We start from the raw sequence: 355 nt of genomic DNA, 5'->3' as shown, positions 1-355 counted from the left end.
AGAACTTCGAATCAGGCCTCAGCGCCTTCTTCGTAGGCTGCGACGTTTCCGTCGTAGCGAGCCGCCCATTATATGGTGGCTTTTCTGCTTCGTCAACACCTCATTTCGGGGTGGTTGACTCGGCGGCTTCAGCGTTGGCCCGAAGGCTTTTCGTCGAAGCGAGCCGCCTATTATGGCAGGCTTTTTGTTTCCGTCAACACCTTATTTGATGAACTTGAAGTTCTTCGTGAAGTTGTTGAACCAACCCAGGCTTAAAAACACCTGGCTTACATAAAAAGACAAACCCCGCTGCGTGAGCAGCGGGGTTTTAGATAAAACCCTGACGATGACCTACTCTCGCACAGCTTAGGCTGCA

Annotated in this window: 1 protein-coding gene; it reads left to right on the top strand. The window is 51.3% G+C overall.

Features of this window, described 5'->3' with window-relative positions:
• The coding region (locus tag ABE493_RS19385; RefSeq protein WP_346501036.1) for a hypothetical protein at positions 1 to 209 on the top strand (209 nt) is incomplete at its 5' end.
• Positions 210 to 355: the final 146 nt, after the last annotated feature.

Source organism: Stenotrophomonas terrae, assembly GCF_039674165.1.
In the GTDB taxonomy this organism is placed as follows: domain Bacteria; phylum Pseudomonadota; class Gammaproteobacteria; order Xanthomonadales; family Xanthomonadaceae; genus Stenotrophomonas; species Stenotrophomonas terrae_A.
This window is presented reverse-complemented; position numbering and strand designations above follow the sequence as displayed.